The following is a 21,289-nucleotide window of genomic DNA, read 5'->3' on the forward strand; positions in this document are numbered from 1 at the left end:
TGCCTCCAGATGTCAATTTATTGACTTACTCTCGCAATTACTGCCTGAATTTCGACTTTAACTTGTCCGCTATTGACCTACTGACGCGACAATGGTGACTTGTTTATTGTCCGGTATTTCCTGATATGAAAGCACTTTCAAACGCTCAATACCGAATCTGACAAACTTGACCATGACCGGTCTAAGCATCGCAGATACCAGCAAAATCGCGGGTTTACCTAACATTTCCTGACGCTGTGCTGCTTCACCCAGAGAGCGCTGAAGCTTTTCGACCAGAGAAGGTTCAAGTACCATCCCCATGTCATCACCAACGCCGGACTGCTGCGCCTGCTGTACTGACTTAAGCAATATCTGTTCCAGCTCTGGATCCAAGGTAATGACAGGTACTTCGACATCATTGCCACAAATCGATTGAATGATCATCCGCTTCAACGCCTGACGGGCTGCTGACGTCAACACTGCTGGATCTGTTGTTTTAGGACAATTCACTAGCGCCTCCGCAATACTGCGCATATCCCGAATAGGAACCTCTTCAGTAAGGAGGCTTTGCAGCACTTTTAACAAGGTACTAATGCTAACAGCGTTGGGTACCAGCTCTTCTGCGAGTTTGGGTGAACTCTTACCCAACTGATCCATCCACTGTTGCACTTCTTCATGGCCGAGCAATTCATGGGCATGTCGACTGAGCACTTGATTCAGGTGGGTTGCCACCACCGTACTGGCATCAACTACGGTATAACCAAGTGTTTGAGCCTGATCTTTTAATGCTGGCTCAATCCAAATTGCATCAAGCCCAAAAGCAGGATCTTTACCTTCGATGCCATCCACTTTGCCAAAAACCTGTCCCGGATTGATCGCCATATCACGCTCGGGATGAACTTCAGCTTCCGCAATCGTCACCCCCATCAGCGTGATTCGGTAAACCGTTGGCATTAAATCCAAATTATCGCGAATATGAACCGAAGGCATCAGAAAACCAAGTTCCTGAGACATTTTCTTACGAACACCTTTGATCCGCCCCAGTAACTCACCGCCTTGAGCCTTGTCCACCAAAGGAATGAGCCTGTATCCAACTTCCAGACCGACGATGTCAACATTCAACACATCTTCCCAACCCAGCTCCTTGGTCTCGTGGCCACCCGGTGACGGCAGACTTTCACCGCCACCTGAAACCACACCACCCGAAGGGGCTCCGGGACGGGATCCGGACTGAGGCGCAGCACCTGCCGGGCCTCTACCGCCAGGAATTGTAGTCACTTCTTCAGGTGCATTCTGCTTCTTCCAAATCAAGTAAGCCGCGCCAGCCGCAAGTAAACCCAGGCTGAGAAACGCAAAGTGCGGCATGCCAGGAACCGACCCCATAATAATCAAGACACCGGCCGCGACCGCCAACGCTCTCGGTGACGTAAACATCTGGGAGACGATTTGTGTCGACATTTCCGAAGAGGTACTGACCCGCGTAACCATAATCGCGGCTGCAGTAGAAAGCAGCAGAGAAGGAATTTGTGCAACCAGACCATCCCCGATGGTGAGTAACGAGTACTTCTCCATTGCATCGGAAAACTCTAATTCATGTTGAGCCATACCAATGGCCAACCCGCCAATAATGTTAATAAACAGTATTAGCAATCCCGCAACAGCATCACCTCGGACAAACTTGCTGGCACCATCCATCGAGCCATAAAAGTCCGCTTCCTGGGCAATTTCTTCCCGGCGACTCTTCGCTTCATGCTGCTCGATAATTCCGGCACTCAAGTCCGCATCAATCGCCATCTGTTTACCCGGCATCGCATCCAGGGTAAATCGGGCACTGACCTCGGAAACCCGGCCAGCACCTTTTGTGACGACTACGAAGTTGATAATCATTAAAATGGCAAACACAACCAGGCCGACAGCATAGTTTCCGCCAATCACAACCTCACCAAAGGCTTCAATCACTTTACCGGCTGCATCACCCCCTTCATGACCATAGAGCAATACCACCCGGGTTGACGCAACATTGAGCGCCAATCTCAACAACGTTGCTACCAGCAAGACCGAAGGGAAAACGGCGAACTCCATCGGTCGTAACGCATAGACGCACACTAGAAGGACAACCAATGCCAAGGCGATGTTAAACGTGAACAAAACGTCGAGCAAAAAAGGTGGCATAGGTAAGGTCATCATGCCAAGGATTACCAGTAACAACACAGGTATACCCAGGTTGCCCTGACTCAATGCTTTCAAATTCTGAATGACGACTGCTCGATCCATAAACCTCAACGACCCACCGGATATAAATGCCAAAATTATGACGCAAATTCACTGGAATGCGAGTAATTAAGCAAATTATTATCCAGTAGTGGTTTTTTGCATAGACAGCGTATATTTAGAAGCGCTTAAGCAGCATCATGCCTGACTGACGCGCGATATATCAAACGTTAAAGTCTAACCTGGGGGAGATCATTAATCATGACGCAAATCTTCCGGAACCGGAAAATCGGGTTTCGGAGGGCGCTGTGCCTGACCACGTCGGAATTGTCGGAGTTGATAAATGTAGGCGAGCACTTGCGCAACGGCCATGTACAGTCCCGCCGGAATTTCGTCATCAATTTCGGTATTGTAGTACACAGCTCGAGCGAGTATTGGAGCGGATACGATTTCGATTTTATGGCTTGCTGCGATTTCCCGGATTTTCGCCGCGACCTGATCCGCCCCCTTGGCAACCATGCGCGGCGCAGCCATTGATTTTCCATCATATTTCAATGCCACAGCATAATGAGTCGGGTTGGTTATCACCACATCGGCTTCGGGAACATTTTGCATCATCCGCCGAAAAGCGCGCTCCATCTGAAGTTGACGAATCTTCTGCTTTACTTCCGGCTTGCCTTCCGTATCCTTGAATTCATCTTTAACCTCTTGCTTGGTCATTCGAAGCTTTTTATTATGCTCGAATATTTGAAACGGGATATCGATCGCCGCAATCACAATCGTCGGCAGACACAAGGCCAGAAAAACCCACCCTAAAATCGTTGACGCATGCTCCATCGCAGGCAAAATCGGCTCATTACCCAACCCCAGCAATTCGAAGCGTAAGTTATGTAAAAGTACCACAGCAACCGCCATGACAAAGACGACTTTAAAAATGGCTTTTATCAACTCAACCAATGCATTCAATTTAAAGAGTTTTTTGATACCCTCGATTGGATTCAGTTTACTGAATTTAGGCTGCAATGCCTTTGCACTCAGCAGCCAACCACCCAAAGCCAGGGGGCCAAATAACGCTGCAAGAAGCAGAATTCCGAGCAACGGCGCTAATGCCAGACCAATCTCGGACACGGCATAAACCAGAAAAACGCCTATTTGCTGGACATCGACAGCATCATCTCTGGACATCGTAAAACAAGCGATCATAATCTGTTTGATCGACAATGCCAGCATCGGCCCGAAGACCAGCAGCCCCACCGCCCCCAAAATCAGTACAGCCGCAGTATTCAGCTCTTTTGATCTGGGAACCTGGCCGTCTTCCCGCGCCTTTTGCAGGCGCCTCCCGGTGGGTTCTTCGGTTTTGTCATCCTGATCTGCTTCAGCCATCGCTTACGGTAACCCCTGCAGCTCACGAATAAACAGAAAAGTTTCACGAGACACCCGCTCAAAATTCGGCAGGAAGTCTCCCATTGCCACCCACATTACAAACAAGCCAAAAATAAGGGATATGGGGAACCCGAGAGAGAATACGTTCAGAGTTGGCGCAGCCCTGACCATGACACCAAATGACAGGGTCACAATCAATACGGACGTCACAATGGGAAGCGCGATTAACAATGCACTCTCAAACATCCAGGATATCCGCACAATGACCTCCCACAACCGATCCTCACCGATCAAGCTCGATGAAATCGGCCATGCTTCAAAACTATCAATGATGATTTCAATCATCACCAAATGTCCGTTCATGGATAAGAATAGAAGCGTCACCGTAATCAGAAAATATTGGGATAAGACCGGAACTGAAACGCCATTGGTGGGATCAACCATCGAGGCAAACCCCAACCCCATTTGCATCGCAATGATCTGCCCTGCGACAACAAACAACTGAACCATCATAAAAACCAGAAATCCAAGTACAACACCAATAAAGACTTGCTGGAAGATGATGGGTACCGAAGCGAGTGAAAGCGCATCCACTTGCGGCCCAGAGGGTAACAACGGCGTGACCAGCAACGCAATCAGCATCGCCAGACCCAGTCTGATACGCATCGGAACAAGCTGAGTACCGATAAACGGCACAACCATTAAAAAACTGGCTACGCGAAACAGTGGCCACATATGATGGCCGACCCAGGCACTGAGCTCAACATCCGTCATTTGCACAAAATGCTGAAACATAGGTCAGCCAATCAAACCGGGAATATCCATCACGATTTTACGGGTAAAATCAACCAACTTCTGCATAATCCAGGGCCCCGCAACCACCAGCAGCAATATTGTGATCAATAATCTCGGCAGAAAGCTCAAGGTCTGCTCGTTGATCGATGTCGCAGCCTGAAACACACTCACGATCAAGCCCACGATTAAACTCGGCGTAATAATCAGCGTCACCAGCACCACAATCAGAAACAATCCTTCCCGCATGGTATCGATCATCATCATTTCTGCAGACATGACGCGCTCTCACTGTTAATGGGTATAGAACAAAAAATAGACTGTTATAATTTGAGCTTTTTTAAATCGCAAAACTGGAAGCGAGTGTACCGATAATCAATGTCCACCCGTCTACCAACACAAATAGCATTATTTTAAAGGGTAACGAAACAATCATCGGCGAAAGCATCATCATCCCCATTGCCATCAAAACACTGGCAACCACCATATCGATGATCAGGAAGGGGATAAAAATAATAAACCCGATCTGAAATGCCGTTTTCAACTCACTGGTAACAAAGGCCGGCATCAGCACCCAGAATGAGACATCATCAACCGATGCAAATTTCTGGCCCGAGATCTGTACGAACATGTCCAGGTCATCCTCCCGGGTTTGTGCCAGCATGAATTCCCGAAACGGTAGTGAAGCGGCTTTAACGGCCTCAACTGCCGGGAGCTCCTCATTCAAATAAGGCTGTAATCCTACTCTATTCGCTTCCTCGAAAATTGGCGTCATAATGAATATGGTCAGAAACAACGTCAGTCCGACGACAATCTGATTACTGGGTGCCTGCTGAAGCCCTAGCGCTTGCCTCAAAATCGAGAATACGATGATGATACGGGTAAATGAAGTCATCATCATCACAAATGAAGGGATTAGGGTCAGCGCGGTCATTACGCCGAGAATTTGCAGGGTGACAGAGTACTCCTGCGTACCATCTTCATTGGTAATCAATTGCACTGCCGGGATACCGGGAATTTCCGCCCAGACGCCTTGGGACATGCTCAACAGGAGCAGCCCAAGCATAATTAGCAATCTACTCATCCTTATGGCTCATTTTGGGAATCGACTTGATTGGCGGGTCGAGATGCTTCGTCGCGCGGTGCTTCTGCATTGCGATGAACTTTCATCAAAGATTGAAGCTTAACAGCAAACTCCGACACTCCCGCTTGAGTACGCGCAGGCTCATCACCGTGGTTGAAATCACCCTGTTCAAAAACGTGCAACGCGTTAATCTGCTGCGCTGTAACGCCAAGCAACAAAGATTTTCCTCCCGCGTCCAAAAGCACAACTTTCTCTCGGTTTCCCACGTGAACCACACTGGTTATTTTCATCTTGGGAGATAGCCCGGGCGTGAATCGGCCAAAGCGGCGCACGAGCCAGGCGAGACAGAAAATAAGCAAAAGAATAACCAGAAGACCAAGAACCATCTGCCCCACTGCTGCCCCTGTATCCCGTTCCGGCCGTTCAAAAATACGCTTCCCTGAGCCACCGGTCCCCTGAGGCGGTGCAGGATCAACTTGCACGGAACCAGTTTGTTTTGAACCAGTGTGTTCTGAACCGGCTTGTTCTGGGTCAGCCTTATTAGGGGCAATGCGTTCAGAATTACTTGTTACAGCCTTCAGTCCAGATTCCGTTGAACCTGGCAACAGCGCGGTACTGCTTTCACCATGCGCAATTGAGACAAACATTGAACACAAGCTCAACACCACAAAGAGCGTAAGGCAGCTATAACAATACCAACTGGGTCGGTGGCAGGTCATCATTAACGCAACTTTTTAATGCGCTCAGAAGGACTTATAACGTCAGTGAGACGAATTCCGAACTTTTCGTTCACCATCACAACCTCTCCGTGGGCGATAAGCGTTCCATTAACCAATACATCCAAAGGCTCCCCTGCCAGGCGATCCAATTCTATAACAGACCCCTGATTGAGCTGTAAAAGGTTTCGAATTGCGATTTGCGTATTTCCAACTTCCATGGAAATGGTGACCGGTATATCGAGTATCACATCAAGATCAGGCTGGCCGGGTACGCCAGACGCAACGGGTTGCTGGTGACCATCAAAACTCTCAAGGGGAGCGGCTTTCATGTCATCTTCGGCAGTCGAATCCGCATCGGCAGCCTCTGCTTCAGCCATCGCGGCGGCCCACTCATCATCTACATTTGACTGATCCGGCTCACCTTCTTCCATTGCTGCAGCCCACTCAGCGGCCAGCTTCTCGTCATCACTCATTTCTGAGTCATCATTTTTCATGTCGGACATCGGACCCTACCTTACTCAAATTATGTGCGGACTGACGATCAATTTTACCAATGATTTTATAGGCAAGGTTACCATTCAAGGAGCCTAAGTTAGCCTTCAACACAGGTACAGAGTTGGCTGTTATCGTAATATTCGGATTTAAATCGACGGGTATCACGTCCCCCGGACGCAATTCGGAAAGTTCACGTAGTGATATTTTACGGCGGGCTACAGTGGCATTAATGGGAATAGTGGCATCCATAATATCGTTTTGCAATGCAGTGATCCAACGCTCATCAACATCATCAACATCACTCTGGACACCCGCATCAAGCACTTCCCGAATGGGCTCAATCATAGAGTAAGGAATTGCAACATGCATATCGCCTCCTCCACCGTCCAATTCGATGTGGAACGTGCTCACAACCACAACTTCACTCGGGCTGACAATATTGGCCATAGCCGGGTTAACCTCTGAGTTAATATACTCGAAATCAACTTTCATCACGGCATTCCAGGCTTCTTTCATATCTATGAACACTTGGGCCAACACCATCTGCACAATTCTGATTTCGGTTGGCGTAAATTCCCGCCCCTCGATCTTTGCATGGCGGCCATCACCACCGAAAAAATTATCGACCAATTTGAAAACCAGCTTGGCATCCAGAATGAACAGAGAAGTCCCCCGCAGCGGTCTGATTTTTACCAGGTTCAAGCTGGTGGGAACATAGAGAGTGTGGATGTACTCACCAAACTTCAAAATCTGGACACCACCCGTTGCAACATCTGCATTTCGACGAAGCAAGTTAAAGAGACTGATCCGGGTATATCGGGCGAAGCGCTCGTTTATCATCTCAAGCGTGGGCATCCGCCCACGAACGATCCGATCCTGACTGGCAAGGTCATAAATTTTGACCCCCGTTTCATCAACATCTTCCTCGGTATCGATATCTCCATCATCGACACCGTGAAGTAACGCATCAATTTCGTCTTGGGATAATAAATCTTGCACGGCGATTCTCTAGTTACTGCATGACTATAAGTTACTGCATGACAAAATTAGTAAACAAAACCTTTTCTATACTGCCAGAGGCCCCCTCCTGATCCAGCACGTTTGTAACAACGTCCAGCGCCGCATCCTGCAAGGCCTGCTTGCCCTCACCTGTCTGGAGCTGCATGAAATCCTGACCACTAAACAACGCAATTAGCTTGCTACGAACCACTGGCATGTGCTGATCAAGGGTATCTAAAGCACCTTGATCCCGACTCATGATCGAAACATAAATTTGCAAATATCGCTGCCGGTTATCTACATTCAAAGCCACCACAAATGGCGGTTTCAACTCAGTGTACAAAGCCGTTTTCTGAACGGGTTCGGAAGGCGTTTCCTCAACGTTGTCGGTACTATCATTGCCGGACAGGAAAAACAGGGTAACGCCAACAGATATACCGATCGACAGCAACACCACAATCGCGAGTATCACTATCAATTTTTTATTTGACTTTCCCCCTTCGGCGGCATCGCCTTCAGCTGCTGCCTTGCCTTTTTCAGCCATATATCATTCCTATGAATTGCGCTGGTAATTGTAGCCACAGTAAGCTCATCAAAAAAGACATTTCAACGGTGAACTACCATTCCAAGTTAATATAATTTCAACGAGTTAGCCTGAATAATTGAGACCACTTGATAGTGAGTGTAGCAAACTGTGCCCGTTTGTGGAGGAGATAAAATAGAACAGGCCAGTTAAAACACACTATGCATAATAATCCACCAAGCTCACAGCATCACTACTGATTTCCTGAGTTCGGGCACCATCCAGACTCGAAGCCATATCTACATCATCCCCCGAAGCGGAACTGTCGGCTTGCCCCGAAGTACCAGACTGTTCGCCATCACGAGCTTGTCCTTGCTGTTGAGCAGACTGATCTGAAACATCAACATCTCCAGGGTTCACCCCGCTATCAGCCAGCATGTCCCGTAAACGCGCCACGTTCATATCCAGCAAATCACGCACAGAAGCATGCTGACTTACAATTGCAATATTCGCCTGATCGTTTTGCATATGAATTTTGATTTCAATCGGCCCCATATCTGCAGGATTCAGGTGTATCTCGGCAAACTGTATCTTCTGATTCGTCAACCAGACCAGTTTTTCCCCGAAATCTTTATTCCATTCAGGCTCACCCAAAGCCGAGGGTACTGATGTCGTGTAGGTTTTCAATCCCGGAGTCTCACGAATCTGAGCTTGCGGCAGACGCGAGTCTGCCGCCCCACTGCGCAATTCGCTGACGCCCTCCATGATTTTGTTTAATGTCGTATCAAACTTCTCTCCGCCAGTCCCGAGATCATTGCTCGCTCGCATACCTTCCATAACCTGATTATTACGCAGATTACGCATCATTTGTTGCTGAGCGGCGTCATCACCCACACCGACATCCAAGGTCGAAGCCTGGCTTGTAACAGCCCCCTGAGCCACGACACCAGCAGCCCCCCCTACTTTTGCGCCACTTTCCTGTGTCTGGATGCCAGGTCTAGGGCCAACATCAACCTCCAGAGTTTCATCAAATAACGTTGTCGTTGCACTCAGAACACTTTGATTTTGCGAACTGCCGTCTGAACCTCGCACAACAGTATTAGCTGTTGTTGAAGACACTCCAACCACTGCCGTCTCGCTACCCTGAGCATCACCCATCAATGCCGAACGCTCAGCAGTTGCTGAAGTCGTGTCCCCACCCCCTATCGGTATCGAACCAACACTGCCAGGCACGATCGTTCCAACGTTCTGATCCACAGAATGGGTCATGCCTTGCGTAGACGACTCGCCTTCTGCTACCGGGCTCAATACGGCCGCATGGGATTGGCTACCCGGTAAAACCTGCCCCTCAGCGAACACCGGGCTATCCGGTTCAGCAGGTTGGCCTTGCCCATCAACAACTCCAGTTTTCAATGGAATACCAGGCTGAGCCTCATCATTCAAACTCTGGGTTGTGATTTGCAGGTCTTCACCAGACAAACCTGCGGTATTTATCTCGGTTGTCGCTTGCTCCGGTAGATTATCTGCAACGAGCTTGCTCTGTTGTTCTAGACCCCCCTCGTCCGGAGCGCTACTGGATGCGACACCATCACTTCCTGCATGCTCAGCATCCGTATTTGAAACCGATTGCGGGTCCGTTTGTTCAGGTTCCACTCCGGCATCATTGCTGACCTCGTTTTGCCGAGAATCATCCCGTTGACTCGATACTTTAGCTTGATTTTTGTCCGTTTGATTTGAATTTGCCTTATCGGTGCGGTGAGTTTCATCACGACCTTTAACTCCATTCGATCGGCCCTGATCACGATCTCCGGTAGCGGAAGATTTTTTCCGCTCATGGGCAGGATTTGCCTCACTACTTGGCTCAACATTATTGCGTCGTGATCGCGGATCATTATGCGGTCTATCGGCATTGGTCCGAAGATTAACCTGTTCGGACTGTTTCGTTAAAATATCCGCAAATTCAATACCTTGAGAACGTCCCATAAAACGCTCACGGTTACTTGAATTGATATTATTCTGAAGAAAGTTGTCTAAGGATAGATCAATTGTGCTCATGATTCCCCCAATGCACTAACCCAACTCTTGGCAAAAATAACGGTAATCAGGTATTAATCAGGTCATTTTAGGGGTTTAAAGCATGAATCAGGCCAATACGACCCAACCCTGAGGGGAATCATGAAACATGTATGAAAGGTTAATTCGCGATAAGTTCTTCCAGAATGGTTTTTACAACGCCAAATTCGACTTTAATTTCTTTCAGTGTTTCCGGGGCATCCGAAAGGTCACCGGTTTTGCCCCGCTGTTCAGCATGTAGACACAACTGAGATAACGCAATCGCTCCAATATTAGTGCAACTCCCTTTGAAACTATGTGCCGCCCGACCATACTCAACACTGTCCTGAGCATCCAGAGTACTTTGCAGTTGCGCGATTCTTTCCACAGAATCATTCAGAAACGTCTCAATGAGAATGCCGAAGTCATCCTCCATCACTTCTTTAAGCTCTGCAATTGCTCCCATGTCTACGTGTTCGATATTACCCAAAATACATTGCCTCTTCCAAATTCGACTATTGTGCTACTGAAGGAATGGATATTCGGCCTTATCCTGCTTTCGCTTCAGGTTGCCAGTGATATTCGACCTCTACTGCATTACCGGCCTCATTAAAATCTACACTTTTACACAATGTCATCAACAGTGGAATACCCCGACCAGAAAATTTCTTGTTTTGATCGAGTTTATAGTCAGCATATTTACCATAATCAAAACCCGGGCCACTGTCCTCAACCTTGATTGTAATAATCCCGCCCGGGCCATCCGGTTTATGGTCGATCTGAAATCTGATCCAGTCATCAGTCAAACCTTCGAGCTTTCGAGCACGCTCTGAGTAATATCGTGCAAACCCTTCAGGTGTTGATTTAAGTTTAGAGTCGAGACCTAGAATACCGTGCTCCAATGCATTGGAAAAAAGCTCCGCCATGACGGTGTAGATCGAACCACTGTGCAAACGTAACCCTGGCACTTCCATTGTCAGATGTAACATCAATGGCAGCGGATTAAATTCTCTAAGTGTTTCTGAACGAAGCTCATAGCTAAACGCCCAGTTTTTAGCACCGACCAAACCCGTCGCATTCAAGTGCGCCTCATCAAGGCCTAACTCTTCTCGCGGCATCATGCCGACTTCAACCATCGTTAAATCATCATCACGGGTTCCTTCGCCGATAAATGCCGAAACGCCGAAATGGATTTCAGTGAACAGTTGTTCTCGCTGAGTATTGCTGTAAACAATTTCGTGCAGGCGTTCTTCGCCAAACATGTCGCCATTGGTATTTCGAGATTCGATGATGCCATCTGACCACATAAAAAACCGGTCCCCGTAGCTCAACTCGAATTTGTACGTTTCTACCGCAAAGCGATCATTAGGCAAAACCCCGAGAGGTAAATGGTTGGACTTGACAACTTCGACTTCACCGTTGTTGCGCACCAGTAAACTGTTCGGCAACCCTCCCATCCAAACCTGCAATTCATCTGAAAGAAAATCAATTTCTATCATGCAGGCACAGCAAAAAAAACCTATTGGGAGAATCTGCTTGAGCTTTTGATTAATCTCACGCAGCACATCGGTCATGGCAAATCCCTTATTGGACATACCATAAAATATTTCGGCAAGCGGCATCGCACCGATTGCAGCAGGTAAGCCGTGCCCGGTGAAGTCCCCCAAAAGCACATGCATACTGCCAGAGGGTTTCTGACACGCCAGGAGTACATCGCCATTGAATACCGAAAGCGGCGACAATAAATGCTTTATATTCTTCGCATGCAGACACCCCATGTGGGCGACGTTATCGAAAACAGTTTTAGCGACCTCCTGCTCTTGAAGCAGGTGCTTATTGTTGTCGGCAATCTGGTCTCGCTGCTCCTGCAAGGTTGCATGCATGACCCGCATACGATTCAAGGCGTTGATTTTTGCTTGCAGGATAACTCTGTTGTAGGGTTTGGATAAGAAGTCATCGCCACCAGCATCAAGGCACTTCACCAAGGATTCCGCATCGGTAAGCGAAGTGAGAAATATAATCGGTACCAGCTCCTCGCCCGCGAGTTCCTTAATAATCCTCGCTGCTTCAAATCCATCCATGCGAGGCATCAGGGCATCCAGAAGCACTATTTGCGGTGATTCGGACTCATAGAGCTGAACAGCCTCCAGTCCATCTACAGCGGTGACAACCTGATGCCCCTGACGGCGAATGATCGTCTGCAAAATCATTCGGTCAGAGTCGTTATCATCTGCGATTAGAATCTTAAGTGATTCACCTTCCACCATGACATCTTACGTTCCATTTGTGTGCAAATTGCTCTATCAAGAAATCGTTTCGGGACGATTATTATTTTATATCGAAGAGCTGCTCAAAATTGGATATAGTTAAAATCTTCTTAACATCATGATTGCAGTTGGTAATCGATACTTTAGCACTATCGCCCCCCGCAAAATCTCTTAATAGCAACAACATCCCCAGCGCCGAACTGTCCAGGTAGGTTGCTTCAGTCATATCGATAACATACTCCTTTACATTGTCGTCACTACTTTCATATGCATCCCGAAACTCTTGATGCGAGCTGAAATCAAAACGACCTTGAATTTTAATGGTTAATACACCACCGTCCGCAGACAAACTCGTGCTTATCGACATTTCTGTCCCCCAACGTTAACGAAAAAAATTTGCGGCCAAACCGCAAACGCGTCCCAATTTATCAATATTAAAAGAATAAACAGTAAATCATAAATTTAGCAAACTTGAAGCCCAAAAAAGTATTATTTTTTTTGCAGGCACTGACCAAGTAAGGCTCGACCCACCTGCTTTAGTGGTAAAACTTTTTCCGCAGCCCCCAATTTTACCGCGACACCCGGCATCCCCCAGACCACACTGGTTTGCTCATCCTGTGCAATTGTGAATGCACCGGCTTGCTTGAGTCGCAGTAATGCTGCCGCGCCATCTGCACCCATTCCGGTCAACAGCGCCGCTACACTTTTTTCACCGACCACGGACGCGACAGAATCAAACAATACTTCAACCGAGGGACGGTGCCGATTTACAGGCTCAGCCTTACTCAGCTCACAAACATACTGCCCGCCTTTCCGCTTCAATAGCAGGTGATCATCCCCTGGCGCGAGATAGGCTATACCTGGCGCAAGTATATCACCGGATTGCGCTTCTTTAACCGTTATCCCGCAGGTTCGATTCATTCGTTCAGCGAAAGTCGTACTGAATACTGGCGGTATATGCTGCGCAATCACAATCGGCGGACAATTTACTGGCATCGACATCAATACCTCTTTGATTGCCTCGGTACCTCCAGTCGACGCCCCTATAGCAATGCAGGCGTCATTCCTGAATTCCATTTGCACGCCCGATCTTGGTTGCTTGCCAGGGTCGGTATTGCGTGTAGGCGCTTGGACATTTGCGTTCGCAGCGACCCTTACTTTTTCGATAATATCATTCGCGTAAGCATTTAACGCATTAGCCTCATTTGCTTTTGGCTTGGCGATATAATCAACGGCACCTAGCGCCAGCGCCTCAAGCGTAGCAGGCGCGCCCTTTTCTGTCAGGGTAGAAATCATCACCACCGGCATGGGCCGGAGCCTCATCAAGTTTTTAAGAAACGAGATGCCATCCATTTTAGGCATTTCTATATCCAGTGTGATAACGTCAGGCAGTAAACTCTTTATTTTTTCCCGAGCATCATAGGGATCAATTGCAGTCCCAACAACCTGCAAGTCTCCCGCAGAATTTATTATTTCCGTCAAAATTGAGCGGATGAGCTGCGAATCATCAACAATAAGCACTTTTTTCTTTGTCATTCAGCGCCCCTGAAATTCACCCAATCAACAGTCCAGAGTTCTCGTTTCAAAACAGCTCAACCTCACCCTCTTTTGGTTTCTTAATAATATTGTCAATGTAAGCTTTCTCGCGCTGCAGAATGGTATCGTTTGCCGTGGTTCGTAATTTTCTGACTTTAACTGCGCCGGTGTCTGGAAAATAAAGCACTTTCCGGGGATACAACCCTCCCGCATCCATCGCCACAATTTCTAACCCCTCTTTTTGCAAATAATACTTTACGAATGAAATGTTTCGTTGACCAATGTTGGTCATATTGCTCAGCACCTGCCCCCCGCCAAACACCTTGATTTCCAAGTTTTCTTTCTTCCCGCCTTGCTTCAGAATTTCATTGATCAAAAATTCCATCGCCCAGTTGCCGTATCTGGAGGCCGAACTAATCGCATTAGAACCCCACTGCTCACTGGAGTGCTCGCTTTGCATGGGCAGCATAAAATGATTCATACCGCCGATGCCTTTGACGCGATCACGAACACAGGCGGACACACATGACCCCAGTACCGTGACAATCATCTCGCCATGCAAACTGACGTAAAATTCGCCAGGCAATATCTTTGCTGCATGAAGCTGCATACGCTTGTCAAAATAGCGGTTAATATGCTCAAATCCGCTTACCAATGAAGGTGACTGAAACGATGAATTCATAGGCGCATCTCTGGACAACTCTGTGCCTCAAAATTGATAAGAGAGTTAACGTATCTTCTGGTAAATGGTTTTCCCAAGAGACCTGAAACGGTCAGTTACACGGTGCAACGTCTCGGAATGCCCAATAAACAGATAACCGCCATCACTCAATATATCGGCATAGCGATCAAACAACACCCGTTGCGTATCTTTGCTGAAGTAAATAACGACATTACGACAAAAAATCACATCAAAAGAGCCTTTCATGGGCCATGCCTCCAGCAAATTCAAGCGTTTAAAACGAATGCTATCCTGCAATACAGGTTTTACCTTAACAACATCCGGCCGTTGAGGGTCCTTTAAAAACCACTTACGCTTGCGTTCTTCTGCCATGTTCTCGATACGCTGAATGTCGTAGACACCATTGCTACCATGCTGTAAGACATTGCTATCCAGGTCGGTTGCCAGGATCTTGGCATCCCAGCTTTTAAGATCAACAGATTCATTCAACGTGATTGATAGACTGTAGGGCTCCTCACCGGTAGAACAACCCGCGGACCATATTCTGATACGCTTGGACGCTCGATTCGTTATTTTCAGTTGGGGCAACACCGTATCTTGCAAAAACTCGAAATGATGGGATTCGCGGAAAAAAGATGTCAGGTTTGTGGTAATGGCATTAATAAAATTACTGAGCTCAGGCGAACGATCTTGCGCCAACACATCACAATACTGGTCAAAATTTTGTAACCTTAAAGCCCGCATCCGACGGGCAAGACGACCGTATATCATATCCCGCTTATGGGGTCCCAGGACGATACCGGTATGATCACTGGCAAGGCTGGCAATTCGCGCAAAATTGGCGTCAGTCATCGGGAATTCACGCTGCTCTGTTGCGACGTAGTTCTCGCGTTGACTTAATGTATATTCTGGCACTTCACTCACATCAAACACCCTGATTCTCAGTGATGCGTCACTGCACCCAACAATGGTTTGGTGTCATCGGCATTCAACATTGCACTGATGTCGAGCAGAATTACCATCTCATCTCCAACGCTACCTAAGCCTTTGACATATGCCGTATTGGCATTTTCAGACATTTCCGGAGAGGGCTGAATTTCGGAGGATTTAAATTGGTGTACATCAGATACTGCGTCAACAACGATTCCCATTACCCGCTGCCCCTGTTTCTGATTGCTGATTTTGAGCACAATTACAACTGTGGTCGGACCATACTCCACTTCCTTCAACCCAAATCGCTGTCGTAAATCAATAATCGGTACCACGGTACCTCTAAGATTAATGACGCCTTTAACGTGGCTCGGCGCATTCGGAATAGCGGTAGCACTTTCCCAGCCACGAATCTCCTGAACGCTTAGAATATCAACGCCGTATTCTTCGTTATCCATGAAGAAAGTCAGATATTGCTCCGTAGGCTCGGCAGCACTGATGAGAAGATCATTCTCATCCGCATTTTCATTCTGTTGATCCTGCATTATCGTTCTCTCTGAGTATACTAGGGTCTGTTGACTACGCGGCCCGGTCACCTTCGTTTTTGATCACTTTGTAGTCATCCTTACGAACACCTGCTAACTTGATCAAACCACTGATGTCCAGAATCAATGCAACCGTACCGTCCCCCAAAATGGTCGCACCGGAAACGCCTTCCACCCGCTTGTAATTTTCTTCTAGGCTTTTAATGACGACCTGTTGCTGGGCCAGTAAATCATCGACCACAAGCGCGACCTTCATGTTATCCCCTTCTACCACCACGAGCAGAGAGTCTTCCAGATTTGTACTATCCGGACGAATATTAAAGATATCGTACAAGCGAATCACGGGCACATATTCGTTTCTCAGACGTAAAACATCACAGCCTCCCGCGACGCGATGAATCATGGTCATATCGGTTTGAATCGATTCAATAATCGATATCAATGGCAATATGTAAGTGTGTTCACCGCTGCGCACTAACTGGCCATCCAGAATCGCTAACGTTAATGGCAAGCGAATGGTAAACGTTGACCCCTCACCGGGTACAGATTCGACTTCAACAGAACCGTTAAGCTCCTGAATATTCCTTCGGACGACATCCATTCCGACGCCGCGCCCCGAAATATCGGTGACTTGTTCTGCAGTTGAAAAGCCAGGCTTGAAAACCAGGTCATAAATCTGTTCGTCCGATAACTTGTCATTTTCGCCTACCAGACCTTTTTCCACAGCCTTGCGCAGGATACGATCCCGATCCAACCCCTTGCCATCGTCAATAATCTGGATCACGATATTACCGCCTTGATGATAGGCATTCAGGATAATCGTTCCGGTTTCCGACTTCCCCGCAGCAATGCGATCCGCTGGCGTTTCGATACCATGATCCAGCGAGTTTCGAACCAGGTGCACCATTGGGTCACCGATTTTTTCCATTACCGTCTTATCAAGCTCGGTTTGCTCGCCAAGCAACTTCAACTCAATTTTTTTACCCAAGTTTCGGCTTAAATCATGAACCAGGCGAGGAAAACGGCTGAATGTAAAGCTAATCGGCAACATTCGTATCCGCATGACACTTTCCTGAAGTTCTCGCGTGTTTTGGCTCAATTGTTCCAAGCCCTCCAGTAATTTGGGCAATTTGTCCATGTCAAAATCCCGGCTCAGCTCTCCGAGCATAGACTGGGTAATGACAAGCTCACCGACCATATTTATCAGACTATCAATTTTGTCGATTCCAACCCGGATTGAAGATACTTCCGTTTTCGTTTTGTCTGCCTTGCTCTTGTCTGAGGTTTTGTTTGCAGGCGTTTTTGCCGCGATGGGTGCAGATATTTCAGGCTCAGTAGTTTCCGAGATGGGGACATCTGATGCAGCCTCAGGAACTACGGTTGTCGCCGGAGTAGCATCGGGAAGCTGGGCTGCAGCTTCGGGTTGATTAAGCTGTCCTTCTCCTTCTCCTTCTCCTTCTCCTTCTCCAGCAAGCATTTCACGCTCTTCCACTGTCTCGGTGGATTCACGCGCCACGGTTAACTCGGCATCATCGATAACCCACTCAAATACCTCTTCTATTTGCTCTTGAGTCGCCGATTCCGAGGTAAGTTTCAACGTCCAGGCCAGATAGCAAAGCTCCGGTTCAATCGCCCCGATTGCAGGAACAGAGGAGACATCAGCGACAACCTCAAGCGCGCCAAATTCTTCGAGTTCACGGAACATCCGTAAAGGTTCATTACCGGTTTTCAAGATATCCGGATCTGGCTTGAAAAATATTTTCCAGATATCTGGCTGCCCCGATTGTGCTTTCAGCTCCTCTTCTGCTTTAAGCTCCTCTGAAGCAGCCCCGCCCACCTCATTTCCAGGCGTTTGAGTGATGTCCTGCGGCGCATTAGAAGCTGATGCTCCTGACAAAATCTTTTCAAATTGAATCTTTAGCTCATCGGCTTCATCATTCTGATCAGAATCTCCACTTTGTAGGGCCTGGATCATCCTACGGACACAATCAACGGATTGCAGGAACAAATCCACATGCTCCTGAAGCAAAGGCCGGTCACCCGACCGAATTTGATCCAGCAGTGTTTCCAATACGTGAGTAAACTCAGCAACCGCAGAGAATCCGAAAGTTCCAGCTCCACCTTTGATTGAGTGCGCAGCTCGGAATATTTCGTTTATCGTTTCATCATCGTAGGATTGAAGATCAATATCGAGAAGTGCGGACTCCATAACATCCAACCCTTCCAGGCTTTCTTCAAAAAAAACTTGATGGAATTGACTTAGATCTATTCCCATGATTTCGCTCCGGTTGGCAGTTTCCCTCAGGATGGATCATCGACTATTTAGACTTTAGCGTAAGACAGATCTTGGCTGACGCATCCTTACTATTTGCGCTCGATTTTTATTCAAAGGACTTTTTTGATCGTTGCCAACAATTGATCCGGATTGAAAGGCTTAACCAGCCAACCGGTTGCACCCGCCTGCTTGCCTTCCATTTTTTTATCTCCGGCCGATTCGGTTGTCAGCATCAGAATCGGTGTAAACTTGTAACTTGGCAAGCCGCGAAGCTCTTTAACCAGCGCAATGCCATCCATCACCGGCATGTTGACATCCGACAGGACAAGATCAACTTGTTGCTTTTTGGCCAGATCCAGCGCCTGCTGGCCATCGGAAGCCTCGACAACCTCATATCCAGCACCTTTCAAGGTGAATGACACCATTTGTCTCATGGATGCCGAGTCATCAACCGCCAATATTTTTGTCATCTGCTATTTCCTTAATTTTCAAAGTAGCTTTTTAACCCCAACCGCGTCACACACTCAATAAACGCCTCAGAAGGTCTCTGCAAAACCACCTGTAGACCCGACTGCTGCATGCTGACGAAAAATGAATACAATATCTGAGCTGCCGCCGTATCGATGCGTTCCACTTCACTGGCATCAATATCGACAGGGGCTCCGGTTCGGAACAATTCTTCCAACTGGTGGGCAAGTGCCTCAGCACTGGCAATATTACAATTATTGACCAGTTTTATATCGCCGTGATTCGCCATAGGCCCTCCAACCATGAGGCAGATAAGTCGCGTTATAATCGCAAATTGCGCACGCTTATATTCAATAGTAACTCTAGTCGGAAATCGGAAAATTGCGAAAAAATTCGAGGAGAAGAAATTAAGCTTGGATGACTCTCGTAAAATAGGTGGCCATCTGCATTGCAAAGCGTTGTCGGCGGGTCAACAACCACCCGGAATCAGAAGCGGTTTCTACGTTGGCTGAATTCATCAATAAGCTTTTGCTCCTGTTTATCCTGCTCAACTTGTTCCTGCTGTCGACACTTTTCAATATGCTCTTGCATGCCTTTTTTCTTTTCATGGAGTTGCCGCCATGATGCCAGACACGCTGCGACCTGTTTTTCTGCTTGAGTGATTTGATTTTGTTGCTGGGTCATTGCCTGTCCAAGCTGTGCCATAAAATTTTGCAGATTCAGATAGGACTGGATGTGTAAATTCCCCTGTTGCTGTTGTTGCAACTGAGTTTGATAATCTTGCATATACTGCTGCAGTTGGCGCTCTTTTTCACGCTCCTGATGCAATAACTGTTGCGCACGTTGCAACTGTTTCAATGCCGCCTCTTCTTTGCGAACAGCAAGATCAAGTACGATTTTTAATCGCGTCGAACGCTTTTCCATCCCCATCGCCCCTTATCTATTCGATTTCTGACAGCTTAAATACTTCACTCAATTACTTACGTTGTGCCAGATTGGCTTGCTTGGGCGAAGGTGCTTCCAGAATTTTTTGCAACATTTGAATACTTTCATCAAATGGAGCGCTTTCCTTGAGCCCCTGTTGCAAGAATCGCTTCATTGCCGGAATACGCTCAATAGCAAAGTCAGTTTCCGGATCACTTCCGGGCACATAGGCCCCGACACTAATCAGGTCACGGGATTGTTGGTAACGTGCATAAACCTGTTTAAATCGCTGTGCCAGCCGTAAATGGGTATCACTCACAATGTGCGGCATGACTCGACTGATGGAAGCTTCTACGTCGATTGCCGGATAATGCCCCTCTTCTGCAAGCCGCCTGGAAAGCACGATGTGACCATCCAATATGGCTCGGGTCGCATCTGCAATCGGGTCCTGTTGGTCATCCCCTTCAGTGAGCACTGTGTAAAATGCCGTGATGGATCCCCCACCGGGCTTACCGTTTCCAGCTCGCTCCACCAGTTGGGGGATCTTCGCAAATACCGATGGTGGATATCCCTTGGTTGCGGGAGGCTCTCCTACCGCCAGGGCGATCTCCCTTTGGGCCTGGGCATAACGCGTTAAGGAGTCCATCAACAACAGCACATTTTTACCCTGATCACGAAAATATTCTGCCATGCGGGTCGTCAACATCGCCGCTCGCAAACGCATTAATGCGGAATCATCCGCAGGCGATGCAATCACGACCGACCGGGCCAGCCCTTCTTCTCCCAAAATATCTTCGATGAACTCTTTAACCTCACGACCCCGCTCACCAATCAGACCGACTACGGTAATATCTGCAGCCGTAAAGCGCGTCATCATACCCAACAGCATACTCTTACCCACACCACTACCGGCAAAAAGCCCAAGTCGCTGCCCAACCCCGACACTTAACATGCTATTGAGCGCACAGATCCCCACATCCAACGGCTGACGGATTGGCGCGCGCTCAAGAGGATTGATGATGTGTCCCGTCATCGGGATATGAACTTCTGGCTGAAGTGGCCCCTTACCATCAATCGGCTCTGCAGCACCATTCAACACTCGTCCCAGCAGACTAAACCCAACCGGAATCTGGCCAGCGCTTGAAAGCGGCGTCACGCGGGCGCCAGGGCGTAATCCATCAATGGCTGTCAATGGCATCAAATACACCCTGTCATCCGCAAAACCCACAACTTCGGCCTCAACGGCGGCATGATTCTCAACGGAAATCAAACAACGATCGCCCACGACCATCGGACAACCGACGGACTCCAGAGTAAGACCGACCATACGTGTCAAACGACCCGAAATTTCTGGCCCAATTGATTCCGGGGTCGATTGTGTGTAGCGGCTTATTCGTTCTGCCAAGGTACTTTGCATGGCGTTTG

22 protein-coding genes are annotated in these 21,289 nt (G+C 47.9%); all 22 read right to left on the reverse strand.

The genetic code is table 11. From position 1 onward, the window contains the following. Positions 1-69 precede the first annotated feature (69 nt). Complete coding sequence (gene flhA / locus OLMES_RS17480; RefSeq protein ID WP_087462446.1) at positions 70-2,253, reverse strand: flagellar biosynthesis protein FlhA; 2,184 nt, start codon at positions 2,251-2,253, stop codon at positions 70-72. 192 nt (positions 2,254-2,445) lie between these two features. Then, a complete protein-coding gene (gene flhB / locus OLMES_RS17485) occupies positions 2,446-3,573 on the reverse strand; it encodes a flagellar biosynthesis protein FlhB (protein ID WP_087462447.1) in 1,128 nt (375 codons plus the stop codon). Positions 3,574-3,576: 3 nt separating this feature from the next. Beyond that, the gene (fliR, locus tag OLMES_RS17490) at positions 3,577-4,368 is read right to left on the reverse strand and encodes a flagellar biosynthetic protein FliR (RefSeq protein WP_198343024.1); all 792 of its coding nucleotides are present in this window, start codon (positions 4,366-4,368) and stop codon (positions 3,577-3,579) included. A gap of 3 nt (positions 4,369-4,371) precedes the next feature. Continuing rightward, positions 4,372-4,644: a flagellar biosynthetic protein FliQ gene (locus OLMES_RS17495; protein ID WP_087462448.1), complete on the reverse strand. Its 273-nt coding sequence runs from the start codon at positions 4,642-4,644 to the stop codon at positions 4,372-4,374. 61 nt (positions 4,645-4,705) lie between these two features. Then, positions 4,706-5,449 (reverse strand): flagellar type III secretion system pore protein FliP, encoded by a 744-nt coding sequence (fliP, locus tag OLMES_RS17500; RefSeq protein ID WP_087462449.1) that lies wholly within the window; start codon positions 5,447-5,449, stop codon positions 4,706-4,708. Positions 5,450-5,451: 2 nt separating this feature from the next. Next, the gene (gene fliO, locus OLMES_RS17505) at positions 5,452-6,096 is read right to left on the reverse strand and encodes a flagellar biosynthetic protein FliO (RefSeq protein ID WP_157678361.1); all 645 of its coding nucleotides are present in this window, start codon (positions 6,094-6,096) and stop codon (positions 5,452-5,454) included. A 74-nt stretch (positions 6,097-6,170) separates the two neighbouring features. Beyond that, entirely contained in the window at positions 6,171-6,671 is a 501-nt protein-coding gene (gene fliN, locus OLMES_RS17510) for a flagellar motor switch protein FliN (RefSeq protein ID WP_087462451.1), read from the reverse strand. Further along, positions 6,652-7,662 (reverse strand): flagellar motor switch protein FliM, encoded by a 1,011-nt coding sequence (fliM, locus tag OLMES_RS17515; protein ID WP_087462452.1) that lies wholly within the window; start codon positions 7,660-7,662, stop codon positions 6,652-6,654. Before fliM ends, fliN begins: the two co-directional genes overlap by 20 nt. A 31-nt stretch (positions 7,663-7,693) precedes the next feature. Then, the gene (locus OLMES_RS17520; protein ID WP_087462453.1) at positions 7,694-8,206 is read right to left on the reverse strand and encodes a flagellar basal body-associated FliL family protein; all 513 of its coding nucleotides are present in this window, start codon (positions 8,204-8,206) and stop codon (positions 7,694-7,696) included. 198 nt (positions 8,207-8,404) lie between these two features. Further along, entirely contained in the window at positions 8,405-10,240 is a 1,836-nt protein-coding gene (locus OLMES_RS17525) for a flagellar hook-length control protein FliK (RefSeq protein WP_087462454.1), read from the reverse strand. A gap of 139 nt (positions 10,241-10,379) precedes the next feature. Then, positions 10,380-10,727, reverse strand: coding sequence for an Hpt domain-containing protein (locus tag OLMES_RS17530; RefSeq protein ID WP_157678362.1), 348 nt, complete (start codon positions 10,725-10,727; stop codon positions 10,380-10,382). A gap of 58 nt (positions 10,728-10,785) precedes the next feature. After that, entirely contained in the window at positions 10,786-12,504 is a 1,719-nt protein-coding gene (locus tag OLMES_RS17535) for an ATP-binding SpoIIE family protein phosphatase (protein WP_087462456.1), read from the reverse strand. A 61-nt stretch (positions 12,505-12,565) separates the two neighbouring features. Beyond that, the gene (locus OLMES_RS17540; RefSeq protein ID WP_087462457.1) at positions 12,566-12,871 is read right to left on the reverse strand and encodes an STAS domain-containing protein; all 306 of its coding nucleotides are present in this window, start codon (positions 12,869-12,871) and stop codon (positions 12,566-12,568) included. A 122-nt stretch (positions 12,872-12,993) separates the two neighbouring features. Beyond that, complete coding sequence (locus OLMES_RS17545) at positions 12,994-14,040, reverse strand: protein-glutamate methylesterase/protein-glutamine glutaminase (protein ID WP_087462458.1); 1,047 nt, start codon at positions 14,038-14,040, stop codon at positions 12,994-12,996. A gap of 46 nt (positions 14,041-14,086) precedes the next feature. Next, complete coding sequence (gene cheD / locus OLMES_RS17550) at positions 14,087-14,722, reverse strand: chemoreceptor glutamine deamidase CheD (RefSeq protein ID WP_087462459.1); 636 nt, start codon at positions 14,720-14,722, stop codon at positions 14,087-14,089. 45 nt (positions 14,723-14,767) lie between these two features. Continuing rightward, complete coding sequence (locus OLMES_RS17555; RefSeq protein ID WP_232465136.1) at positions 14,768-15,646, reverse strand: CheR family methyltransferase; 879 nt, start codon at positions 15,644-15,646, stop codon at positions 14,768-14,770. Between the two features lie 17 nt (positions 15,647-15,663). Further along, a complete protein-coding gene (locus OLMES_RS17560) occupies positions 15,664-16,197 on the reverse strand; it encodes a chemotaxis protein CheW (RefSeq protein WP_087462460.1) in 534 nt (177 codons plus the stop codon). Between the two features lie 34 nt (positions 16,198-16,231). Next, positions 16,232-18,472, reverse strand: coding sequence for a chemotaxis protein CheA (locus OLMES_RS17565; RefSeq protein WP_087462461.1), 2,241 nt, complete (start codon positions 18,470-18,472; stop codon positions 16,232-16,234). A gap of 110 nt (positions 18,473-18,582) precedes the next feature. Next, a complete protein-coding gene (locus tag OLMES_RS17570; protein WP_087462462.1) occupies positions 18,583-18,942 on the reverse strand; it encodes a response regulator in 360 nt (119 codons plus the stop codon). Positions 18,943-18,953: 11 nt separating this feature from the next. Beyond that, positions 18,954-19,229, reverse strand: coding sequence for an STAS domain-containing protein (locus OLMES_RS17575; protein WP_157678363.1), 276 nt, complete (start codon positions 19,227-19,229; stop codon positions 18,954-18,956). A 197-nt stretch (positions 19,230-19,426) separates the two neighbouring features. Continuing rightward, positions 19,427-19,864, reverse strand: a complete 438-nt coding sequence (gene fliJ / locus OLMES_RS17580; RefSeq protein WP_157678364.1) for a flagellar export protein FliJ — start codon at positions 19,862-19,864, stop codon at positions 19,427-19,429. 52 nt (positions 19,865-19,916) lie between these two features. Then, a complete protein-coding gene (gene fliI / locus OLMES_RS17585) occupies positions 19,917-21,281 on the reverse strand; it encodes a flagellar protein export ATPase FliI (protein WP_087464542.1) in 1,365 nt (454 codons plus the stop codon). Positions 21,282-21,289 lie beyond the last annotated feature (8 nt).

The organism is Oleiphilus messinensis (assembly GCF_002162375.1).
Taxonomy (GTDB): domain Bacteria; phylum Pseudomonadota; class Gammaproteobacteria; order Pseudomonadales; family Oleiphilaceae; genus Oleiphilus; species Oleiphilus messinensis.